Consider the following 19,163-nt stretch of genomic DNA (forward strand, 5'->3'; position numbering starts at 1 on the left):
ATTATATTCACTTTTATTATATTCAGATAATTAGATAGTACAATTTTTTAACTGTCTACCTATAAATTTTATCTATAAATATCAAACTTTATTTGTATCGTTATAGAAAATCAAAAATATAGCACTATTGAGGTGGAAATGGCAGATATTTATAGCTTCTAAAACTCACTCATGGATCAATTATAACTTCTAACTTCTGACTTCTAACTTCTGACTTCAGTCAGCGATCGCTTGTGCATCTATACAAACTGTCACTCTATTATCATTCCTATAAATTTATACACCTAAAATCAAAATAAATCAGCTAAAAACTTTGATTGAGGTAGTAATTTTATGACCAACAAATATGTTCAACAAAAAGATACTGCTGCATGGATACTTCAAGTTTGGGCTTCCTTTATTCTTGCCACTGGTGGCACAGCGATAGGCATTATTTATCTACCTGTAGATATTTGGATTAAAAGTTTTATGGGGATGGGTTTAACATTCTCAGTAGGTTCCGCTTTTACCCTAGCAAAAACAATTAGAGATAATCACGAATCTGAAAGAATTAGTGCCAGACTTGATGAAGCAAAAGTTGAAAAATTACTGGCAGATCATCATCCTTTAGATAAGTAGAAAGTATCTATATAGCGCTACGCACAATTTAGAATTTAGAAGTAATTCCTGACTGAGTTTGAGCATTTATAAATGTCCTAACTAATTAACATAGTGCTATAAAATTCCCGTATGGTGGGCAAATACTTCTACACAGTTAAATACTAATAATAGAAAAAAAATGGGCACGACACGGGTTTTTCAAAGGTCTGTACAGATGATGAAAAACGATTAATCAGTGTATTAGTGCCCAAATTTGTGTTTAGCTCATAGGCAGCAACTCTACCTATTTACTAATAAGTAAGCAGGCGCAAAAAAACAAGTATGTAACCAAAAATAAACTTAGTGAAAAACCTGTTTCTTTTTGGTCTCTGAGTTCTGCCTTATCATCACAATAATTTTTAATGCTTACCTACTTATTTTATGATTTACCTAAGTTTATTATTAGAAATAATTTGTAATTTTTAGAGAGAGTGGAGAGAGTAGGTATCTGGGTACAATAACAGTAGAGTCGATTGTTAATTAATCAGACTTAATCTTAGATATTTTTTGGGTGTGATGTGAGTTGGCAATGCCTTGATAGAAATTTAACTACACAGGGAAAACTAGGAGGTAAATCATGTCAACAAAACAATCTGCTAATTTTAGGAATATATCTTTGGTTGATTTAATCCCGTTGATATTTGGTGTGGTGGTATTTAGCATTGTTTTGCCCTCGTTTTTAAACCAAGCCCACGTAAACAAACAAAGCGAAGCAAAACAATACATCAGTTCAATTAATAAAGGACAACAAGCTTATTATGCTAAAAACGGTGAGTTTAGCGATAACATCCCTGATTTAGGATTAGGTGCCAGCTCAGAAACAGCAAATTACTCATACAAAATCAAACGAGTTAATAGTATGACGGTTATAATTACTGGTACTAATAAAAATAAAAAATCTTATTATCATAAACCTATAAACTTACCTTTTTTTGGGACAAGATTACCTTTTTCTCAGCGGATACGTCTACCTGAAAATGCTTTAAAAAGTTATTCTGGCATAGTATATATTAAAGACGGTACTACTCAAACAATGATTTGTAAAACTGACAAACCCTCATTAATAGCACCCGATAATTTTCAATCTTTTGACCAATGTCCGTTAGGTTCTTCAGAACTATAAAATATCTGTACTTTACTCAGATTTTTGGTGTTTATTTTACTGTCTGGTTTGGAGGAGCATCTGCTCTACCTGACTAATACCAGTTTGATAAAAGAATGTTACAAAGCTGTGTTTATAGGGAACGAGGAACTGGGTAAAATAATAGTAGAGTTGATTATTAATTAATCAGACTTAATTTTAGATATTTTTTGGGTGTGATGTGAGTTGGCGATGCCTTGATAGAAATTTAACTACACAGGGAAAACTAGGAGGTAAATAATGTCAACAAAACAATCTGCTAATTTTAGGAATATATCTTTGGCTAATTTTATTGGGTTGATATTTGTTGTGGTGGTATTTAGCATTGTTTTACCCTCGTTTTTCAACCCTAGCTACCCGCTAAGCAAGCGAAGCGAAGCAAAACAATACATCAGTTCAATTAATAAAGGACAACAAGCTTATTATGCTGAAAACGGTGAGTTTAACGATAATATTTCTGATTTAGGATTAGGTATCAAGTTAGAAACAGTAAATTACTCATACAAAATTAAAGAAATTAATAGTATGAGGGTCCTAGTTACTGCCACTGCTAAAAAGAGAAGCTTCTATTATGAACCTATGCGCTTACCTTTTTTTGGGATAAGATTACCTTTTTATCGGCGGATACGTCTATCTGAAAATTATTTAAAAAGTTATTCTGGCATAGTATATATTAAAGACGGTACTAGCAGCTCAATGATTTGTGAAACTGACGAACCCTCATTAACAGCACCCGATAATTTTCAATCTTTTGACCAATGTCCGTTAGGTTCTTCAGAAACTTTTTGACCAATGTCCATTAGGTTCTTCAGCACTATAAAATATCTGTACTTTACTCAGATTTTTGGTGTTTATTTTACTGTCTGGTTTGGAGGAGTCGATTATTAATTAATCAGACTTAATCTTAGATATTTTGTGGGTGTGATGTGAGTTGGCGATGCCTTGATAGAAATTTAACTACACAGGGGAAAATAGGAGGTAAATCATGTCAACAAAACAATCTGCTAATTTTAGAACAATATCTTTGGTTGATTTTATCACGTTATTTGTATTTGCTTTGGTATTTATCATGGCTTTGCCCTCGTTTTTAAACCAAGCCCAGGTATACAAACAAAACGAAGGAAAACAATACATAAGTTCAATTAATAAAGGACAACAAGCTTATTATGCTGAAAATGGTGAGTTTAGCGATAATATTTCTGATTTAGGATTAGGTATCAAGTTAGAAACATCAAATTACTCATACAAAACCAAACGAGTTAATAGTCTGAGGGTTATAACTACTGCTACTACTAAAAATAACTTACCTTATTATTATGAACCTATACGCTTGCCTTTTTTTAGGACAAGATTACCTTTTTCTCGGCGGATACGTATATCTGAAGATGCTTTAAAAAGTTATTCTGGCATAGTATATATAGTATATATTAAAGACGGTACTAGCAGAACTAGCAGATCAATGATTTGTGCAACTGACGAACCCTCATTAACAGCACCCGATAATTTTCAATCTTTTGACCAATGTCCGTTAGGCTCTTCAGCACTATAAAATATCCATACTTTTCCTCTCAAAACAATCTTTTTGTCGGGAAATTTCTAGATCAACCTATCTTATTTTATACAACAGCCATGCTAAAAGAACTAGCAATTGAAACCCGTGGATTAACTAAACAATTCGATCGCAACATAGCGGTGAATGACCTCTATTTACAGGTAGCAACCGGGGAAGTTTATGGAGTTATCGGACCAAATGGCGCTGGCAAAACTACCCTATTACGAATGTTAGCTACCGCCGAAGAACCCACAACAGGGGAAATATATATAAGTGGAGAACGTCTACTGCGCGACCATACCAACCCCACCCTTAAACAACGCCTCGGTTTTTTGCCAGACGATTTTCCGGTATATGACGACCTAACTGTGTGGGATTATCTCGACTATTTTGCCAGACTTTATAATTTGCGGGAACCTCATCGTTCACGCCGACTGTTTGCTGTCTTGGAATTGGTGCAATTGGTGAATAAACGCAATAGTTTAATTTCTACTCTGTCGCGGGGTATGAAACAACGTCTGAGTTTAGGAAGAACTATTATTCACGAACCATTACTTCTATTATTAGATGAACCTGTTTCTGGTTTAGACCCCATTGCTAGAATGCAGTTTCGGGAAATTATCAAAGCTTTGCAGGAAGCAGGAATGACAATAGTAATTTCTTCCCATATTCTGAGTGACTTGGCAGAACTTTGCACTTCAGTAGGAATAATGGAATTAGGTTATTTGGTAGAAAGTGCTTCTCTCCAAGAACTTTATCAACGTCTTAGCACTCAGCAAATTTTGATTTCTGTCATGGGTGGGTTATCAGAGTTAATTACGGAAATTAAAAATTCTCCCTGGGTGGAAGCTTGGGAAGTTTTGCAGGAAGGTCAGCAAGTGCAGGTTCAATTTTTGGGAACTCCCGAAGATGCTGCTAGTTTGTTGCGATCGCTCATTCTTGCCAATATCCCAGTCACAAATTTCCATTGTACTCAAGAAGACCTAGAAGCAATTTTCCTCAAACTCGGACATAAGCAAGCAAATTAAGACTTACCCAGGAGGAACCCATAAACCCGGTTTCTACAGTAAACCATTATTTTTAAGAATAGACATTTAGGAGAAACCGGGTTTCTTTGCGTAAATCCTGTTAATTTCAAAATTTTTGGAGTTATTATTTATGAAACTACTAGACAATTTATTCAATTGGAATCCTCAATTATTCCGAGAAATAAAAGGTCGCCTCAAAACCAGAAATGTAGCGATCGCTATCTCTGCATCTCTCCTGTGCCAATTTCTTGTTATGATGACTTCTCTAGCAAAACTTCCAGAAAAATATGGTGCAGATATTGTTGGCTATAACCAGTATTGTATCCAAGCAGGAAAATATTGTACTGGTATTGACTGGTCACATTGGTGGGCAGATATCTTTGTCACTTTTAGCTGGATTTTGTTTGCTTTGACCTTACTTGGTGGAGTCTATATGTTGGTAGCTGATTTGATTAAAGAGGAACGTCTTGGTACTCTCAATTTTCTGCGTCTAAGTCCCCAGTCTAGTCAGAATATTTTGCTTGGCAAACTATTAGGAGTACCAATTTTAATTTACTTAGCACTCGCTATTTCTCTACCTCTACATTTGTGGGCGATTATTTCATCAGGGTTGTCTTTATTTTGGTTTTTGGGATTTTATGGAATCTTAATTGTAGTTTGTTTTTTTTTCTACAATGCTTCATTCCTTTTTGTCTTTTTAGGAGGTACTCAAGCTTGGTTAGCTACTACGATAGCTGGGATATTTTTCTGGGTGATTATGGCTATTAGTCAATCCTATTTTGATGATTTTGCTTTTTTGGGCAGTGGTGTTGGATCTCCAGAAATAATCAATGTAATGCATGTAATAATTTTGGGTTTGCTTTTGGGAAATTACTGGATTTGGCAAGCTGTAAATCGTCGTTATCGAAATCCTAATGCCACAGTTATTAGCAAAAAACAAAGCTATTGGTTAATGGGATGTTTCCAAGTTATTCTACTACTGTTTTGCTTCAATATTATTATTATTGGTGAAAATTTAACTGAGATTTTAGAAGCATCATTGTTGTTCTGCTGCACTATTAATTTATTCAGTTTTTTGTTACTCATTGCTTTCTTATCACCCCAACAACAAACTTTACAAGATTGGGCAAGATACAGACATCTACAAGTTAATAATGATGAAACTGCGATTTTGAAAGGGTTAACTATTAGTTTAAAAGAAGATTTAATCTGGGGTGAAAAAAGTCCGCCTTTAGTAGCAATAGCAATTAATGTAGTCATTACTGGGGTAATTTTGATTTCCGGGATTTTACTTATTAACGGAATTATACTACCAGCTATTTTGACTTTAATTCTCAGTCTAAATTTAATCTTGATTTATGCCGCAATTACTCAGCTTGTATTGTTGATGAAGGTGAAAAATCCTAAAAATTGGGCTGTGGGAATATTAGGTAGTTTGATTACTTTACCACCTATTGCTTTATCGTTACTTTCAATTACACCTGGAAACTCCCCTAACTTATGGTTATTGTCAACTTTTCCCTGGCTTTCCTTTCCTAATAATTCTCTAGCAATAACCCCAATGTTGATGACAATTATTGCTCATTGGAGTGTCTTGACACTATTAACTTTACAACTGACTCGAAAAATCCAAAAATTAGGTGTATCTGATTCTCAGAAATTACTGATAGGTCAAAAAGATTGAAGAATTCACCATGGAAAATTTCTCATTGGAGTTATAACTTATGTTATCTAAACCATTCGTCAATTTATTCAATTGGAATCCTCAATTATTCCGAGAAATTAAAGGTCGCCTCAAAAGTAGAAATGTAGCGATCGCCATCTCTTTATCTCTCCTGTGCCAATTTCTCGTAATAATAACTTTTCTTGCAGAACTTCCAGAAAAATATGATACTGGTATTAACTGGTCATATTGGTGGGCAGATCTCTTTATCACTTTTAATCGGATTTTGTTTCCTTTGATCTTGGTTGGTGGTGTCTATATGTTAGTAGCTGATTTAGCTAAAGAGGAACGTCTTGGTACTCTCAATTTTCTTCGTCTAAGTCCCCAGTCTAGTCAGAATATTTTGCTTGGCAAACTATTAGGAGTGCCAATTTTAATTTACTTAGCAGCAGCTATTTCTTTGCCTCTACATTTGTGGGCAAATATCTCATCATATTTCTCTTTATCTTGTTTTTTTGCATTTTATGGAATCTTAATTATAGTTTGTTGTTTTTTCTACAATGCCTCACTACTATTCGTGTTTTTGGGGGGTACTCAAGCTTGGTTGATTTCTGCAATAGCAGGTCTATTTTTGCCAGTCATTATGTCTTTTGCCTCTGTTAGTTATGATAGTAGTCTTAACCGCATTGAATATTATCCAGAAATTATAATTCTAGTAATTTTAGTTTTGTTAGGAAATTATTGGCTTTGGCAAGCTGTAAATCGCCGTTATCGAAATCCTAATGCCACAGTTATTAGCAAAAAACAAAGCTATTGGTTAATGGGATGTTTCCAAGTTGCTCTACTACTGTTTTGCTTCAACATTATTGGTGAAAATTTAACTGAGATTTTAGAAGCATCATTGTTGTTCTGCTGCACTATTAATTTATTCATTTTTTTGTTACTAATTGCTTTCTTATCACCCCAGCAACAAACTTTACAAGATTGGGCAAGATACAGACATCTACAAGTTAATCATGATGAAACTGCGATTATCAAGGGATTAGGTATTAGTTTAAAACAAGATTTAATCTGGGGTGAAAAAAGTCCGCCTTTAGTAGCAATAGCAATTAATTTAGTCATTACTGCTGTAATTTTGATTTCCGGGATTTTACTTTTGAATAACAGCGAAATTAATGGAATTATACTATCAGCTATTTTGACTTTAATTCTCAGTCTAAATTTAATCTTGATTTATGCCGCAATTACTCAGCTTGTACTGTTGATGAAGGTGAAAAATCCTAAAAATTGGGCTGTGGGAATATTAGGTAGTTTGATTACTTTACCACCTATTGCTTTATCGTTACTTTCAATTACACCTGAAAACTACCCTAATGTATGGTTATTTTCAACTTTTCCCTGGCTTTCCTTTCCCCATAATTCTCTAGCAATAACCCCAATGTTAATTACAATTATTGCTCATTGGAGTGTCTTGACACTATTAACTTTACAACTGACTCGAAAAATCCAAAAATTAGGTGTATCTGATTCTCAGAAATTATTGACAGGTCAAAAAAATTGAATAATATTCAATTAGTTTGGAATGGAAGTGTGATAAGAAACCGGGTTGATCGAAGGTAGATATTAGTATGGTGGAGCATTTAATATAAACCCGGTTTCTGTACTTTTTTTCAACCGATACTACCGGATTTTATATGACTGAGAAAAAATTGAAATCTGGGGCGGGTTCTATTACCAAAAAATAGACAACAAAATACACTTTTTCCTCTGAATACTTGTGCTTATACCAATTACCAAAAGTAATGCTATACTTAGGTGAAACTTCAATTATTAAGTCATTAACACAGGCCCATGGAACCTTTTTGATAATTAGCACCCCAGGAGCGTGTTAATTATTTATGTTTTTACTTCTCGCCCACTCCCCCACTCCCCTACTCAAGAAAGTGTAGAAAAGTTTTTGAGAAATGGTATTAAACCCGCCCCCTATTTCAGAAAAATATCAACTTAATTCCAAATATTTATCATATCAATTTATCAAAATAGAAATTAAATATACTTCTTTTGCAGTGAATTCCTCACTAAACTTGGGATGTCAGAAGGTCGTTTTGCTACTGGTATTTTAACTGCTTCAAAAGCTGCAATTTTACTTTCAATCTCACCATTATAATCATATTTTTCACCAGCAACCCTAGCACTAATTAAACTATTAGCATGACTATAATTCTGATTTATGGGAGAATAAGTACCAGAAATATACGCAACTACAGGTTTATCAATTGTTTCTGAAATATAAGAAGCTGCTATTTCTTCACTTGCACCCTCAACCTCTCCTATCAAAACAATTAACTCTGTACGCTCATCCTCATCTAATATTTGCAACCACTGGAGAAAAGAAGAACCAACAATTGGATCGCAACCAAGACTCACAGAAATAGACTGCCCCAACCTTGACTTGGTTAGTTCCCAGGCAACTTCATAAGTAAGAGTATTACTGCGACTGATAATACCAATTGGACCTGGAGTATAAAACTGAGTCGGATGAGTACCTACTAACAACCGATCTGGTACAATAATACCCGCACAGTTCGGTCCAACAATCAGAGTTTCTGTAGCCTCAGCTTTTCTCAATAGCTTGACCATATCTAGGGGAGGCACCCCTTCTGTAACAATCACAATTTGTTTAAGACCGGAAGCGATCGCCTCTAAAGCAGCATCTAACACCTGATAAGCAGGCATAACTATCACGCTAGTATCAATTATACCCACCTTTGCCACTGCCTGCTCTACCAAACTAAAAACAGGAATGCCATGCCATTCTTTTCCCCCTTCTCCAGGACTAATACCTGCTACCACATTTGTGCCACAAGACTTCATCATTAAGGCTATCTGGGTAGATATTTTTTCTGTCACACCCTGAACTATGACTTTGCTATCTTGAGTTAAATTCATCTTAAAATAATCGATAATTGATAATGGATAATTGATATAGCAATTCCCACAGTTATTTTTCTTATTTTCTACTCCCCTACTCCCTACTCCCTTCTTTCGATAGAGAAACAGCCTTATTAACTGCATCCTCTAAGTTTTCCATAACCTCTACTGGTAGACCTGATAAACGTTCCCTAGCTCTGCTAATTCTACCTCCTAATAAACGCAGTACAAACGAATTTTTTTTCTGGTCTATACTTTTTAAATTATTAAAATATTCATATATTATAGTAATCAACTCATCGCTTGTCTGAACTATACCTATAACATTTATCAAAACTACCTTAACATTTTCTTTTTTACTAACTAAATCCAAAGCAGTAAACATTTGCGATCGCAAACTATCCTTTACTTCCAAATAATCACCCAACTTAATATTAAGAAAATTAGCTGGTTTTCCCTGAGCTTGCATGACCAAATCAACAGTAGTCATTGTTAAACCTTCACCATTGCATAAAATCCCTATATTCCCCTGTAATTCTGTCAATTTCAGTCGATAATCTGGAATTATTTTTTCACTACTAAGACCATTAATATTACTCGTCACCAAAGCCGAATTGTTATCTATTCCCTTTAATTGTTCCTGTTGAATTTCATGATTATTACTAATATTTTTGCCAACTAAACTCACCAAATCTGGATGACGACCTAGAGCATAATCATTAACACTAACCTTACCATCTAAAGCCATTACTTCTCCTCTCGGACTAATACCAAGAGGATTAATTTCTACCAAATCTAAATCCTTTTCAACAAATAATTGATACATTTTTTCTACTATATGGCTCACTGATTCTATCAGTTTTCCTTGCAGTCCAATTTTTACCATTAAACGACGTGCATAAAAAGGGGAAAATTCTTGATTAACAACCACCTGCTGCATATTTTTCATAGCTGTTTCTGTATCAATACCCCCTTGTGCTGAACCCAGAAGTACAGGGCGACGTACTATTGGGTCTAAAACAACTGCCAAATATAATTCCTGGTCAGCATTATATTTTGCCTCTGCCAACAAAACTTCTGGATACTCATCTTTAATTGGCAAATTAAAAATTGTCTGAGCTGCTGCCACAGCATCAATTGTATTTTCAACAAATTTAATTCCGCCTAAGCTATTTCTTTCCCCAGTATGAACTTGAGACTTAAGTACCACTGGATAGGGTATTTTTAATCTTTTTAAATCTTTAGGATAATCTATTCTTTGAGATGGCAAAACAGGTATTCCCATCTCACTAAACAATGCCTTCGCTTGATATTCTAATAAATCCATATCCACTTAATCTTTGATTTGCTCTAGTTCATAATTTTTTGGGAGATTTCATTGGAGCATTCCCAAGATTTTGATAAATTTTGCAGCTATACTTGACAACTGATAACTGATAACTGAAATGACCAAATACTTGCAGATAAAATAGTCATTAATAATGCTAAGTTTCTGAATATTATTGAAGGAGTATAATAATTCCTATCACCCATAAATTGCTCCATCAATCATCCAGTTTTTCCAATTTTTTTTGATCCTTTGAGCTTTTTCTAGCAATTGAATTTTTATAACTCATTTTTGTTATGGACATCAAAAAATAAACATCATTCAAGTATAGCAATTCTCAACCTTAACAATTGTTATGCCTATAACTTTGACTACAACTATTTTTATTCAATCATAGCAATTTGCGGGCATATTTGCTACAAATAGAGAAGTAATTATCACAATTAAATCTTTATTTTCTCTATTTTCTCTATTTTTTATGTCTCTGTTCCCTTTTCCTAGTTAAGCTGTTCCTAATAACTACAGTTTTGTAGCATTGTTTAATCTAATTTTTGTAACAGAAAACTGCAATTTCACAACTTAGAAATATATAGTCATTTCACTTTAGATTGAGACAAAGCTTCCTTGCGATGAGGGAGTTTCAGACGAAAAAACGTCTCATTTTTAAGTTAAACTACTATAATTGCTATATAAACTGCCATATTAATCTGTTAAAGACATTATCAATAGCTATAGCCACTTGTAAAATCACTATCAAAACAAGTCAGAAGTCATAAGTTAGGAGTCAGGAGTTGTTTTGGTAATAGGAATTTTGAGCAACCCTCCAAAAACATTTCGCCAATCAAGGGGGGGGGTTGCGCGACCCAATCCTGTTTGATAATAAATAATAAGCGTTCTACTAATAGTTGATTTATTAAGTAAATATTAAGAAGTTTAATCCCTTGCTAGATTTTGGTTTTGTGAGTTATGCTTCATTGGAGCATAAATTCCTGAGAGCTAGGTATAGCGCTACACGCAACTCAGAAGTTATAAGTCAGAAGTCATCTCTAAACTGAGGAGAGAGAATTTAGTAGTGTCCTAAACTTTGCTTCGACTGCTATAAAATCGGACTTTTCCTGTGGAATGGAGAGTTAACAGCTAAGTTAACAAAGCAGCTCTAAACTTACCCCAACCCTAAGGTTGCCAGGGAAGCATTTGCAGAGTATCCCTTTAGGACAGCAATCTCCCAAAATACAATTTTGAGCTTTAGCAACTCCATTCCTGCTTCTATGAGAACCAAAGACTACACTCTGTAAAGTTATTATTGACCTAGGCTAATTCTGCTTGGGAACTCTACCTATTGATCCACATTGTTTTCTAAATTAACAACAGCATTAAAGTCTATGTCCATTTGAAAATCACATTCTGCAAATTTATAAAGCCTCACCTAGAAAAGCATTTTCTATTTATGCCCACAGTGAGAAAATATTTGAGAACTTGGGTAAAATCTATATGCTTTAGTAGTTATACCGATTTATTTTAAGGATGTCACAAACAGTTTCAAACTTTAAAATGTCAAATAATTGCCTGAAACTATTGTATTGTCAAAATTTTTAGTAATCGCAAATATAACTTCTGACTTATAACTTCCGACTTCTGACTTCCGTGAAACGGTACTAGCCCCAACTGTTAACTTTCCCCATCACCTCTATGAACTGTTTTTACCCATTTTAGTCGCTTAGGTAATATAGACATTCGACCAATCGTAACACCCATAACCACAAACCAATGCAACATATAAAAAGTTCCCCGCACACTTTCTAGGAAAGTCACAAATAAAGACAATGGATGTTCTTTTCTCAAAGCCAACTCCATTCCCTTTTCCTCTTGTGCTAAACTTCTTTGTCGTTTCCGGGTTCGACGTAAACCGATAAACATTCCTAACAAGGACACCATCACAGTAAACACAGCTAAGGGACTGGTTATTGGTAAACGACGTAAGATTATTGACATCAAAAAATCAGGCACAGCAGCAACTGATATTAGATATTGTGTCACCAAAAATTGCCATAAGTCCCAAGTTTTACCAAATCTCATCCGGTTACGCAAAATCAATTGCCAGTAGTCTAGATACCGCTGATATCCTCCTTCGGCCCATCGGGAACGTTGGTGCCACAAAGCTATAGAGTTAGTCACTCCTTCTTCCATTACCGCTGGAAAAGCCAAAAAATCTATATCCCATTGATTTAGATGTAGACGAATAGTTAAATCTAAATCATCAGTAATAGTTTCTTCATTCCACCCCCCACATTCTTCTAAAGCATTCAGACGCACAAACTGGCCATTTCCTCTGAGTTCTCCAATCCCACCAATGGCAATTCGCTGTTCCTGAAAAAAACCATCTAGGACCATTTCTGAAGATTGTCCCTTTGTCCAAAAATTTAGACCTGAATTAGCGATCGCTTTTCTTACTTGTACTGCTCCTACTTTTTCCCTGGCAAAAAGTGGTACTACCTTTCGGAGTAAATCGGGTGTTACCTCTGCATCTGCATCAAATACTCCTACAATTTCTCCCCTCACAAAAGGTACAGCAGTATTTAGAGCGCCTGACTTACCACCCCCAGCATCTGGACCTCTTCTAATCACTTTTAGCTGTTGATATTCCTGAGACAACTTTTCTAACAATACAGGGGTACTATCTGTACTATTGTCATCTATTACCCACAGCTCATAATTATTAGTAGGATAATCCAAAGCACAGATATTTTTTACCAATTTGCTAATTACAGCTTCTTCGTTTTTAGCTGCTACTAACAGAGATATATAAGGCCATTGTGCTAAATTTTCTTCTGATAGAGGTTTTGGAGCTAGTTTTGGTTTAGCAAATAGTATTCTCAAAAGTTGAACTGATAGTAAACCTGTCAAACCCAGAATTATCCAGTATCCCCAGGACAGCAAATGCAGGATGATAGTAGTAGTCCAGATCAGCGATAGCATAAATGCTGCTTTACGTCTACGACCACGACCATCGTAAATATTCTGATGACTGAGCTTTGTTTCGACAACTTCCGTTTCTTGCTCTATTTGGTTAGTATCTGAACTTTTCTGTTGTTCTGATGCCTGATAATTTTGCTGTTCATTATCTGAGTCATGGTTTTGATAAATTTGGGTTTTCTGATAGTAATCGTTTTTTGGCCAAGAACTGTCGGGCATAATTCAACTAATCTTAAAAGATCCAACCACTAATAATTTTCTTATGTTTAAGAGACTAACCTAATTCTGCCTTAAAAAACTATAAAGATGGTCTTTTTACCTCTGGAGTCTAGGTTTAGAGGAGTTTTGGGTTGATAATTTTAGTTTTTGATAATTTCAGGACTTACATCTCTTTATAGTTGTAAGCTAATCTATATATTAGATGCTATAGGGGTCTGTCAACTTGGAAATAATAGATAAATTTTTGTAAGCTTGATTTAGGGGTAATTCTGGGGTAATTCTTTTGACAATTGGTTACTTGTCAAAACTATTTTTACAGACTAATAGTTATTTTTTCATATATCTAGTGTTGTGCTTAAGTCATAAATTTGTTGGAATGATTTGATTTCTAGGAATGGGAAAGTTACTCTCATCCAATAGCTTGATCTAATAGCAAATCTCATGCATTGTTGCTAAATATCCTTGAGAGTAGGTAGTAGGTCGGAGGAAGTATGCTTATTAGACATAAGATATCTTGGCTTAATGCCGATAATCATTAACAATAATGACTGAAGCTTACTTATTACTTAATAACTGAAGTATCGCTCAAGTCTAATATTCTTTTTGGAAATTGCTATAGGGTTTCTCAAGCTTATGAGGTACACTTATCTTTAATTTCTTTTCTATTCCCTGTTCCCTGTTCCCTAAAACCTAGAATTTTGTACTTCACCAGTATGGGAATTGCTATATAAGACATAGTTACTCTTTTTAATCTTTATCCCCAAATCTGCTATATCCTGATTTTCAGCTATCATTATTTAATTCAATCTATAATAGGAATTTCATAAAATATTGCTACGGTCACGAAATAAAGAATATCGGTTCTGGGTTATAGGTGATATAAGTATGGAAAAAAGAGACGAAAAAAGGTTTAATTTTTACAATTTATCGAAGGTCTAATCTGACTTGTTCAGCAATTAAAAATTTTAATGTCGGCGACGGTGGTTTGGGTAGCATTCAGCAGGAAAACAATTCCCTATCCTTAAAAAAGAGAGGATTGACGCAAAGGAAAAATTTTTCTTTTATCTTGGTAGATTGGATATACTGCTCTAACACTCTTTTGCAGATCCACTCCGCAATTTAAGTCGGCGACAAGGCGAAGTGGGTTTGCGTTTTGCTGGTGCAAAACGACCGCTTTTTCTCATTTAAAGGGGTGAATTCTCAGACTTTAATAACATAAGAGAATTCTAGGATGATAGCTATATCAGCTCAGATCTGAAATATAATCATTATACATATACTTGCTAAATTTCCTAGTTATATAAACAGAAAAAAACTAGGTTTTGATGGATAGTATTTATTACGGAGATTATAGAATAGGATGCCACAAATTAATCAATTAAAGCCAGCCGAAAAGGGAGAAATAGCTGTTTATGCTCCATATTACACAGAAAAAAGACGTAAATATTTAGGTCATGCTATTAGCCTATACAAACAAAAAAATTTAGAAGGAGCAAGAAATATAGAAGGAGGCGAAAATATTCCTTTTGTTATTACCTGGAATGTTTCTATATTACCTGCAGACATAACTCGTTGCAGAATGCAGTTTGATGGTAATCAAGAACTCAGCTATGAAATTATGATGGCTAGTTATGAGTTTGTTGATTTTTTAATCGATGTCTTACTGAATTATAACAGAACTCGCATAATTGATTTTTCTAAGACTTTCTACGGAAAGTTACTCCGCTACGAGTAATTGAGGTTTGAGAGTCACTTCTAAGACTAACCCTTGAAAATAATATTTCACCTTACTCCTAACTTTGGACCTATTGTACTAAATCCACTATAATGTTTGTTATATATCCTGAAAAAAGATTTTATAGCACTACCCATTATGGTTAGGACATTGATAAATGCTCAAACGAGCGTCAGGGATTATTTTTGACTTTTGAAGGCATGACTTTTGACTTGCCCGTACCGCTATATATCCTAGGTTGGAGATATAAACAGGAATACTTGCCCTAAAAATGCGATAATTTCCAAAAGTTCATTAATTGCAGGAGTGAGGATGTGCCAAAATCTGCAAATTATTTGCTAATTGGATCGACTGAACCTTACAGTGGCAAGTCTACAATTACTTTAGGAGTAGCCCATGAGTTACAAGGGCAAGGTATAAGTATTGCCTATGGAAAACCTGTGGGAAACTGTTTAACTCCAACATCTATTCCGACAGATGCTGATGTGCAGTTTATAACTGACACTCTCAAGCTTTCAGAAAATGGTATTCGACCAACTTTGTTGATGCTGGACGAAAGTACCATAGATAAGCGGTTGCTGGGAGAAGACAAAACAGATTATCAAAAATCTCTAGCCCAATATTTACAGGTAAAGGGAGAAGCTTTAGTAATATTAGAGGGACCTAGTAACTTAGATGAGGGTAGTCTGTTTGAATTATCACTGCCACAAGTTGCCGAAGTTCTTCATGCTTCTGTAATTTTGGTAACTCGTCCAAATTCACATTCTTATATAGACTCTTTACTCTCAGCTAAACAACGTTTAGGTAGTTCTCTTCTAGGTGTAGTTATTAATGATGTCCCAATAGTAGCACAAGAAACAGTAACTAAAGTAGTAAAACCTTTTCTGGAAGCAAGGAATATACCTGTATTAGGAATATTGCCTAGAAGCAGTCTCCTACGCAGTGTCACAGTTGAAGAATTAGTTAAGCAATTAAAAGCTCAGGTGCTTTGTCGCCCTGACCGCCTGAATTTAATGGTAGAAAGCTTGACTATTGGTGCAATGAATGTTAGTGCAGCGATCAAATATTTCCGTAAGGCTACAAATATGGCAGTAGTTACGGGGGGCGATCGGACAGACATTCAGCTAGCAGCTTTAGAAACTTCAACCCATTGTCTAATTTTAACTGGGCAACTTCCACCTGATGAGTTAGTGCTGCGTCGTGCGGAGGATGTAGAAGTACCTGTTTTGTCAGTGGACTATGATACCCTATCTACTGTGGAAATTATAGATCGAACCTTTGGTAGTGTTCGTCTACATGAACCTGTCAAAGTAGAATGTGTTAAAAGACTAATGGCACAAAATTTTGATTTTGAACGCTTGTTCAATCATTTTCAGCTAGGAACATAGCGAAGAAATTATTGGTCTTGATTTCAGATACCATGAAAACCCATTGGTATAACCTTGGGTAATGCTAACCAACAAACAGGTTTGGCATCTAATTGGCATTTCATCAAATATCCAAACCTCACTACGGTTATACTGACTGTCAAATATAACTGTTAAGATCCTTGCTTTCTGGGGGTCTTCAGTTGGGTAGCAGTTAGATGATAAGTTTACTGTAGTGAGACTATTGGTTTGATAGTCGAAACGATTGATGACCCCAAACATTTATTTTCTAATATCTACTCTTGGTTTATGAACTGAGAGCTAGGATAGCCCCATCTCTATCAAATCAATGTCCTACCTGTTGTCCATTGCGTGATAATCTGGCAAGTCCATTCCTATATAAAGACCCTTTTAATCCAGGGGGTACCATACCGGAAATAATGGGAAGGGGAGTAAGGGGAAATTCTCAGGCTGGTTGTTCCAAAGCTTTTGCCCATCCTGATGTTTCTATATGATTAATTTGTTGGACTCAATTGTGATTTTTCCTACAAAATATAATGTACAAAAATATATTTAATTGCTATAATCCCTTTGGCAGTTTTATTACATATAGATAAAATCTTTGAGTCAATCAATTGATATACCCAAGGTAGATGATTTTTTACAGGAACTTTTAGCAATCCAACAAACAGGTTCTAAAAGAATTGCTGTGTTGGGTTCTCGTCATGTTCCTATTACTCATCAACAATTAATTGAGTTGGTAAGTTATGCTTTGGTATTAGGTTCAAATCATATTATTACATCAGGTGCAACAGGTACTAATTTAGCAGCAGTTCGAGGTGCAATGAGGGGTGACCCTAATTTGGTTACGGTTATTTTACCTCAAAGTCTGAAACGGCAACCAAGAGAATCTCGCCAAGAATTGGAGAAGGTCATTCATTTGGTGGAAAATCCTAAAAATGATCAATTATCTTTAGCTGAAGCAAGTTCTATTTGTAACCAAGAAATTGTTTCTCGATGCCAACAGTTGATTTGTTTTGCTTTTCACGAAAGTCATACTTTATTGAAGACTTGTCAAGATGCAGAAGAACAACGTAAAGTAGTAACTTTGTTCTACCTAGATTAATTTTCCTAAAAAAATGAGTTTGTTGGAGTTACCAGCACCATCTATTTTACTTGATGCCATCGTAATAGGAGCAATCCTAGTTTACGCACCTTTTTTAGTAGTAGCCTACGGTCGTGTTAAAGTAGGCTATGATTTGGGTGCGCCTCGTGCTTTGTTTGAGAAATTGCCTGATTATGCTAAGAGGGCAACTTGGGCACATCAAAATTCTTTTGAAACTTTTCTTTTATTTGCAACAGCTTCTTTTATGGCTTATTTGACAGAACAAGATTCTGTGTTAGCTATAGGAGCAGCAGTAGCTTTTGTGATTGGACGATTTTTTTATTCGATCTTTTATATTTTGGATGTACCTATAGGGCGATCGCTCATGTTTGTTATTAGTTCTTCTGGTACAGCTATTTTGTTTATTCTAAGTTTAATTAGTGTCAATAGTTAGACCTCTTCCAGAACTCAGGGAATAAGGAACAGGAAGTCAATAGGATCTGTAATTAATTTGGCATACGAACTTAGGAATTTTTATTAAGTACAATCAAAATAATATCTAATAAAAGTTATGGCATCTACATCATCATTTGATATAGTTAGCGATTTTGATAGACAAGAATTAGTGAATGCTATAGACCAAGCAGAGCGAGAAATTAAAGCTCGCTATGACTTGAAAGATTCTAATACAACATTAGAATTAGGCGAAGATACTATTACGATTAATACGAGTAGTCAATTTAGTTTAGATGCGGTTCATACTGTTTTACAAACTAAGGCAGCTAAACGGAATTTATCGTTAAAGATATTTGATTTTGGTAAAGTTGAATCTGCTAGTGGCAGTAGAGTTAGACAAGAAGTTAAGCTGCAAAAAGGTATTACTCAAGAAAATGCTAAAAAAATTACTAAGTTAATTAAGGATGAATTTAAAAAAATTCAAGCATCTATTCAAGGTGATGCTGTGAGAGTTTCTGGTAAGTCTAAAGATGAATTGCAAGTAGTAATGCAAAGATTAAAAGCAGAAGATTTTCCCATGCCATTACAATTTACTAATTATCGTTAGAAGAGGGAGTAGGGAGTAGGGAGTAGGGAGTAGGGAATAGGGAATAGGGAGTAGAGGAGTAAGGGAGTAAGGGAGTAAGGGAGTGGGGGAGTAGGGAACAAACAAAAAATATTTACTCTCCTCTAAATTCCAATTTATTCTAACTTCTGAGTCCTAATCTTACCAAAATATTTTTTGAATAAATTCTAATTAATCATCCGGAAATTGCCAACAAGAAATACGTTCAATGTGGGTACTATTGCAATTAGGACATATCTCTTCCCAGGATGAGTTTACCCATTCATATTCACAGCTATGACAATGACAAAATATATTATTAACATTAGCGTCTTGAATTTTTTTCTGCCAGGCTTGCAATAGAGAAATATCTTTTTGTTTGTTATTTTTTGACATTTTTACTTCCAATTCAAATCAATACTT

General features: G+C 34.9%; 16 protein-coding genes. 12 read left to right on the top strand and 4 right to left on the bottom strand.

What is annotated here, in order from left to right:
- Positions 1–333: 333 nt before the first annotated feature.
- The 7 genes from AFK68_RS32965 (at position 334) to AFK68_RS32995 (ending at position 7,584) form a co-directional block, all read left to right on the top strand.
- Positions 334–618: a YiaA/YiaB family inner membrane protein gene (locus tag AFK68_RS32965; protein WP_094677132.1), complete on the top strand. Its 285-nt coding sequence runs from the start codon at positions 334–336 to the stop codon at positions 616–618.
- A gap of 598 nt (positions 619–1,216) precedes the next feature.
- On the top strand, positions 1,217–1,762 hold the full coding sequence (locus AFK68_RS32970) for a type IV pilin-like G/H family protein (protein WP_094678489.1): 546 nt from the start codon (positions 1,217–1,219) through the stop codon (positions 1,760–1,762).
- Positions 1,763–2,020: 258 nt separating this feature from the next.
- The gene (locus tag AFK68_RS32975; RefSeq protein WP_094677128.1) at positions 2,021–2,569 is read left to right on the top strand and encodes a type IV pilin-like G/H family protein; all 549 of its coding nucleotides are present in this window, start codon (positions 2,021–2,023) and stop codon (positions 2,567–2,569) included.
- Between the two features lie 196 nt (positions 2,570–2,765).
- Positions 2,766–3,329, top strand: coding sequence for a type IV pilin-like G/H family protein (locus tag AFK68_RS32980; protein ID WP_094677126.1), 564 nt, complete (start codon positions 2,766–2,768; stop codon positions 3,327–3,329).
- Positions 3,330–3,409: 80 nt separating this feature from the next.
- Positions 3,410–4,360 carry an ABC transporter ATP-binding protein gene (locus AFK68_RS32985; protein WP_094678491.1) on the top strand — a complete coding sequence of 317 codons (951 nt, stop codon included), beginning with the start codon at positions 3,410–3,412 and terminating at the stop codon, positions 4,358–4,360.
- A gap of 130 nt (positions 4,361–4,490) precedes the next feature.
- Complete coding sequence (locus AFK68_RS32990) at positions 4,491–6,044, top strand: hypothetical protein (protein ID WP_094678493.1); 1,554 nt, start codon at positions 4,491–4,493, stop codon at positions 6,042–6,044.
- 40 nt (positions 6,045–6,084) lie between these two features.
- Positions 6,085–7,584 carry a hypothetical protein gene (locus AFK68_RS32995; RefSeq protein WP_094678495.1) on the top strand — a complete coding sequence of 500 codons (1,500 nt, stop codon included), beginning with the start codon at positions 6,085–6,087 and terminating at the stop codon, positions 7,582–7,584.
- Positions 7,585–8,069: 485 nt separating this feature from the next.
- Here the strand turns inward: AFK68_RS32995 and AFK68_RS33000 are convergent, their stop codons facing one another.
- The 3 genes from AFK68_RS33000 to AFK68_RS33010 all read right to left on the bottom strand — a co-directional run bounded on the left by AFK68_RS33000 (position 8,070) and on the right by AFK68_RS33010 (position 13,473).
- Positions 8,070–8,972: a CoA-binding protein gene (locus tag AFK68_RS33000; protein WP_094678497.1), complete on the bottom strand. Its 903-nt coding sequence runs from the start codon at positions 8,970–8,972 to the stop codon at positions 8,070–8,072.
- A 76-nt stretch (positions 8,973–9,048) separates the two neighbouring features.
- A complete protein-coding gene (locus tag AFK68_RS33005; RefSeq protein ID WP_094678499.1) occupies positions 9,049–10,281 on the bottom strand; it encodes a succinate--CoA ligase subunit beta in 1,233 nt (410 codons plus the stop codon).
- Positions 10,282–11,949: 1,668 nt separating this feature from the next.
- Positions 11,950–13,473 (bottom strand): glycosyltransferase family 2 protein, encoded by a 1,524-nt coding sequence (locus tag AFK68_RS33010; RefSeq protein ID WP_094678501.1) that lies wholly within the window; start codon positions 13,471–13,473, stop codon positions 11,950–11,952.
- A gap of 1,360 nt (positions 13,474–14,833) precedes the next feature.
- Between AFK68_RS33010 and ebsA the strand changes: the two genes are divergently transcribed.
- The 5 genes from ebsA to AFK68_RS33040 all read left to right on the top strand — a co-directional run bounded on the left by ebsA (position 14,834) and on the right by AFK68_RS33040 (position 18,743).
- Complete coding sequence (gene ebsA / locus AFK68_RS33015) at positions 14,834–15,208, top strand: type IV pilus biogenesis protein EbsA (RefSeq protein WP_094678503.1); 375 nt, start codon at positions 14,834–14,836, stop codon at positions 15,206–15,208.
- A 314-nt stretch (positions 15,209–15,522) separates the two neighbouring features.
- Positions 15,523–16,596 (top strand): phosphotransacetylase family protein, encoded by a 1,074-nt coding sequence (locus AFK68_RS33020; RefSeq protein ID WP_094678505.1) that lies wholly within the window; start codon positions 15,523–15,525, stop codon positions 16,594–16,596.
- Between the two features lie 601 nt (positions 16,597–17,197).
- The gene (locus AFK68_RS33030; RefSeq protein WP_094678509.1) at positions 17,198–17,701 is read left to right on the top strand and encodes a DNA recombination-mediator protein A; all 504 of its coding nucleotides are present in this window, start codon (positions 17,198–17,200) and stop codon (positions 17,699–17,701) included.
- Between the two features lie 13 nt (positions 17,702–17,714).
- Positions 17,715–18,134 carry an MAPEG family protein gene (locus tag AFK68_RS33035; RefSeq protein ID WP_210407749.1) on the top strand — a complete coding sequence of 140 codons (420 nt, stop codon included), beginning with the start codon at positions 17,715–17,717 and terminating at the stop codon, positions 18,132–18,134.
- A 117-nt stretch (positions 18,135–18,251) separates the two neighbouring features.
- Positions 18,252–18,743: a YajQ family cyclic di-GMP-binding protein gene (locus tag AFK68_RS33040; protein WP_094678511.1), complete on the top strand. Its 492-nt coding sequence runs from the start codon at positions 18,252–18,254 to the stop codon at positions 18,741–18,743.
- Positions 18,744–18,932: 189 nt separating this feature from the next.
- Here the strand turns inward: AFK68_RS33040 and AFK68_RS33045 are convergent, their stop codons facing one another.
- Positions 18,933–19,136, bottom strand: a complete 204-nt coding sequence (locus AFK68_RS33045; protein WP_094678513.1) for a hypothetical protein — start codon at positions 19,134–19,136, stop codon at positions 18,933–18,935.
- Between the last annotated feature and the right edge of the window lie 27 nt (positions 19,137–19,163).

Origin of the sequence: Hydrocoleum sp. CS-953, from assembly GCF_002260545.1 — a bacterium.
GTDB lineage: Bacteria > Cyanobacteriota > Cyanobacteriia > Cyanobacteriales > Microcoleaceae > Trichodesmium.